Genomic DNA, 5,069 nt, shown 5'->3' with positions numbered 1-5,069 from the left:
GGCTTCGACTCGCTCACCGCCGTCGAACTGCGCAACCGCCTCACCACCGCCACCGGCCTGCGGCTGACCGCCACCCTCGTCTTCGACTACCCGACCCCGCACGGCCTCGCCGAGCACCTGGTCGCCGAACTCCTCGACGAACACGGCGACCTGGGCGCCCCCCTGGTGGCCGCCGACGTCGCCGACGACCCGGTCGTCGTCGTCGGCATGGCCTGCCGCATGCCCGGCGGCATCGCCACCCCCGAGGAACTGTGGCGGATGCTCGCCGACGGCGAGGAGCGCATCACCGCGTTCCCGACCGACCGCGGCTGGGACCTGGACACCCTGTTCGGCGGAGGCCACGACAACCGGGGCGTCAGCGCCACCCGCCGCGGCGGCTTCCTGCACGACGTGGGCGGCTTCGACGCCGGCTTCTTCGGGATCTCCCCGCGTGAGGCCCTCGCCATGGACCCGCAGCAGCGCCTGCTCCTGGAGACCTCCTGGGAGGCGTTCGAACGCGCCGGCATCGACCCGCAGAGCCTGCGCGGCAGCGCCACCGGCATCTTCGTGGGCACCACCGGACAGGACTACGCGACCTTGGTGATGACCTCCCGCGAGGACGTCGAGGGCCACGCCAGCACCGGTCTCGCCACCAGCGTCATCTCCGGCCGGGTCTCCTACGCCCTCGGCCTGGAGGGCCCGGCGCTCACCGTCGACACCGCCTGTTCCTCCTCCCTGGTCGCCCTGCACCTCGCCGTCCAGTCCCTGCGCAGCGGCGAGAGCTCCCTCGCCCTCGCGGGCGGCGTCACCGTGCTGTCGACACCGATGAACTTCTCCGGCTTCACCCGGCAGGGAGGCCTCGCCCCCGACGGCCGCTGCAAGGCCTTCGCGGACGCCGCCGACGGCACCGGCTGGTCCGAGGGCGTCGGCCTGCTCGTCCTGGAGCGCCTCTCCGACGCCCGCCGCAACGGGCACGAGGTGCTCGCCGTGGTCCGCGGCTCGGCCATCAACCAGGACGGCGCCTCCAACGGCCTGACCGCCCCCAACGGCCCCTCCCAGCAGCGCGTCATCCGGCAGGCCCTGGCGAGCGCCGGGCTCACCCCGGCCGACGTGGACGCCGTCGAGGCACACGGCACGGGCACGACCCTGGGCGACCCGATCGAGGCCCAGGCACTCCTCGCCACCTACGGCCAGGGCCGTGATCCGGAGCGCCCGCTGCTGCTCGGCTCCATCAAGTCGAACATCGGCCACACCCAGGCCGCCGCCGGTGTCGCCGGCGTCATCAAGATGGTGCTCGCCCTGCGCCACGGCGTCCTGCCCAGGACCCTCCATGTCGACCGTCCCTCCACACACGTCGACTGGGAGGCCGGCGCGGTACGGCTCCTCACCGAGCCGACCGCGTGGCCGGACACGGACCGGCCCCGGCGCGCCGGTGTGTCGTCCTTCGGCCTCAGCGGCACCAACGCCCACGTCATCCTCGAACAGCCCGAACCGGCCGCGCAGGACCCGGAACCGGCCACCGAGCCGTCCGTCTCGCCGGCCCTGGTGCCGTGGCCGGTCTCGGCGCGGTCCGAGGACGCCCTGCCGGGACAGATCGACCGGGTGACGTCCTGCGACGCCGGGTCCGCGCTGGACGTGGGCTACTCGCTGGCGTCGGGGCGGTCGGTGTTCGAGCACCGGGCGGTGCTGCTCGCGGGTGCCGGGGGCGGGGCGCCGGTGGAGGTGGCGCGTGGTCGTGCGGGGGAGCGGTCACCGGCGGTGCTGTTCTCCGGTCAGGGCTCCCAGCGGCCCGGCATGGGCCGCGAACTGTACGCCCGCTTCCCGGTGTTCGCCGAAGCCCTCGACGCCGTACTGGCGCGGCTGGACGCGGAGTCGGACCGCCCGTTGCGTGAGGTGCTGTTCGCCGAGGAGGGCACGCCCGAGGCGGAGCTGCTCGACACGACCGGTTACACGCAGCCGGCGTTGTTCGCGGTCGAGGTGGCGCTCTACCGGCTCGTGGAGTCGTGGGGTGTGCGGCCGGAGTTCGTCGGGGGTCATTCGGTGGGGGAGATCGCGGCCGCGCACGTGGCCGGGGTGCTGTCCCTGGAGGACGCGTGCACGCTGGTCGCGGCCCGGGCCCGGCTGATGCGGGAACTCCCGGCGGGCGGGGCGATGATGGCCGTGCAGGCCAGTGAGGAGGAGGTCACCGGCAGGCTGACCGCCGGTGTGTCGGTGGCGGCGGTGAACGGTCCGGACGCCGTGGTCGTGGCAGGTGAGGAGACGGAAGTCCTCGCCCTCGCGGCCGACTTCGCCGACCGGGGCCGCAGGACGCGGCGGCTGTCGGTGAGCCATGCCTTCCACTCGCCGCTGATGGAGCCGATGCTGGCGGAGTTCCGGCGGGTCGCGGAGGGGCTGGCCTACGCCGAGCCGCGCATCCCCGTCGTGTCCCACGTGACCGGCGGGATCGCCGGCCCCGACCTGCTGTGTTCGGCCGAGTACTGGGTGCGTCACGTCCGGGACACGGTGCGGTTCGCCGACGGCGTGCGCGCCCTGGCCGCCGCCGGTGCGAACGCGTTCCTGGAGCTGGGCCCGGACGGTGTCCTGACCGGGATGGCGGCGCGGGTGCTGGACGGCGGCCAGGACGTCGTGTCCGTCGCCGCCCTGCGCAAGGACCGTCCCGAGGAGACCGCGCTGCTCACCGCGCTGGCCCGGCTCCACGTCACCGGCGTCGACATCGACTGGGCGGCGTGCTTCGAGGGGACGGGGGCACGCCGGGTGGCGCTGCCGACGTACGCCTTCCACCACGAGCGGTACTGGCCCCGCCCGGCGGCCCACACCGGTGATGTCACGGGCGCCGGGCTCCGTCCCGCCGAGCACCCGCTGCTGGGAGCAGCCACGGCACTCGCCGCCTCCGAGGGCGTGCTGTTCACCGGGCGCCTGTCGCTCATCACGCACCCCTGGCTCGCGGACCACACCGTCGGCGGCGGCATGGTCCTCTTCCCGGCCACCGGCTTCCTCGAACTGGCCGTGCGCGCCGGCGACGAGGTCGGCTGCGACTGTGTCGAGGAGTTCACCCTCGCCACGCCGCTGCTGCTGCCCGAGGACGGCGCCGTCGTCGTCCAGGTGTGGGTCGGGGCGCCCGACGAGAGCGGCGCCCGCAAGGTGAGCCTGTACTCGCGGTCCGCCGACACGCCGGAGGCGACCTGGACCGAGCACGCCGCCGGCGTGCTCGGCACGGACGCGCGGACCACCGGCTTCGACGCGAGTGTCTGGCCCCCGCGCGGCGCGGTCGCCGCCGACCTGGAGGGCTTCTACGACCGCACCGAGTACGGACCCGTCTTCCGCACCATCCGCGCCGTGTGGAAGCGCGGCGAGGAGGCGTTCGTCGAGGCCGCGCTCCCGGCGGAGGCGGACGACGCCGACTACTACGGCATGCACCCGGCGCTGCTGGACGCGGCCGTGCAGTCCGTCGGTTTCGCCGGCCTGGACGACGAGCACAAGCTGCTGCCGTTCCTGTGGGCAGGGGTGTCGCTGCACGCGGGCGGCGCCTCCGTGGTCCGCTTCCGGGTCGCCCGCACGGGTGAGGACTCCGTCTCCATCGCCGCGGTCGACGTCGAGGGCGCTCCCGTCCTGTCGGCCGAGTCGCTGGTGCTGCGCGTCCCCGCCGGGGCGCAGGCGCCCGCCGCCCGCCGCCCCGAGCTGGACTCGTTGCTCCGTCCGGAGTGGACCGCCGCCCCCGGGACCGCAGCCGACCCTTCGGTCCGCCACGCCCTCCTGCCCGCGCTCGGCACCCACGCCGCCGCGGCCGCCCTGGACGGTCTCACCGGCGCCGAGACCCTGGTGTGCGTCCCCGTGTCCGGCGACGGCCACGGCGACGACGTACCGCGGGCCACGCACACGCTTCTCGCGCACGCCCTCGACCTGGTGCAGGAGTGGCTGCGGCAGGACCGCTTCGAGACGGCCCGGCTGGTGTTCGTCACCCGGGGCGCGATGTGCTCCGGGCACGGCGACCGGGTCGAGGACCTGGCGGCCGCGGCCGTCTGGGGTCTGCTGCGCGCCGCGCACTCCGAGAACCCCACCCGCTTCGCCCTGCTCGACCTCGACGCGGACAGCCGCGTCGAGACCGTGCTGCCGCTGCTGCCGGAGCTCCTGGCGGGCGGCGACGCCCAGTTCGTCGTACGGGACGGGGACGTCCTGGTGGGACGCCTGGACCGAGCGGTCACCGGTGCCGGACTGCTGCCCCCGGCCCACGGCCCCTGGCGGCTGGACAGCACCGGCAAGGGAGACCTGGACGCCCTCACGCTCGTTCCGTGCCCGGAGGTGCTCCAGGCTCCGGAGGGGCGGCAGGTGCGTCTCGAGGTGCGGGCGGCCGGGCTGAACTTCCGCGACGTGCTCAACGCGCTCGGCATGTACCCGGGGGAAGCGGGACCGCTCGGAGCCGAGGCGGTCGGTGTCGTCACCGCCACCGGCCCCGAGGCGACCGACTTCGCGCCGGGTGACCGGGTGATGGGCATGGTGCCCGGCGGACTGGCCGACACCGTGCTGATCGACGAGCGCTACCTCGTCCGCGTTCCCGACGGGTGGACGGACGAGCAGGCGGCGTCGATGCCGCTGGTGTTCCTGACGGCCCTGTACGCCTTCCGTGATCTGGCGGGTCTGCGGGCGGGGGAGTCGGTGCTGGTGCATGCCGGTGCGGGTGGTGTGGGCATGGCGGCGGTGCAGTTGGCCCGGCATCTGGGTGCGGAGGTGTTCGCGACCGCGAGTGAGGGCAAGTGGGAGACGCTGCGGGGTCTGGGGCTGGATGATGATCACATCGCGTCGTCGCGTGATCTGGGCTTCGAGGAGAAGTTCCGGGCGGTGACCGGTGGCCGGGGCGTGGACGTGGTGCTGAACGCGCTGGCGGGTGAGTTCGTGGACGCGTCGTTGCGGCTGACGGCGGACGGCGGCCGGTTCCTGGAGATGGGCAAGACCGACGTCCGCGACCCGCTGGCGATCGACCGGGTGGCCTACCGGGCGTTCGATCTGGGTGAGGCGGGCCCTGAGCGTACCGGGGAGATGCTGCGGGAGCTGGTGGGGCTGTTCGCCGAGGGCGCGCTGCGGCCCCTGCCGGT

The 5,069-nt window shown here is 74.4% G+C and carries 1 protein-coding gene; it reads left to right on the top strand.

Features of this window, described 5'->3' with window-relative positions; all coding sequences use genetic code 11:
* Positions 1 to 5,069 (top strand): beta-ketoacyl synthase N-terminal-like domain-containing protein (locus tag ABTY20_RS34755; protein ID WP_352001141.1); only part of this gene is annotated, 5,069 nt, incomplete at both ends.

Origin of the sequence: Streptomyces sp. NPDC126497, from assembly GCF_040302425.1 — a bacterium.
In the GTDB taxonomy this organism is placed as follows: Bacteria; Actinomycetota; Actinomycetes; order Streptomycetales; family Streptomycetaceae; genus Streptomyces.
Note: the sequence above shows the minus strand (reverse complement) of the source record. Positions and strands in the feature narration are given on the sequence as shown.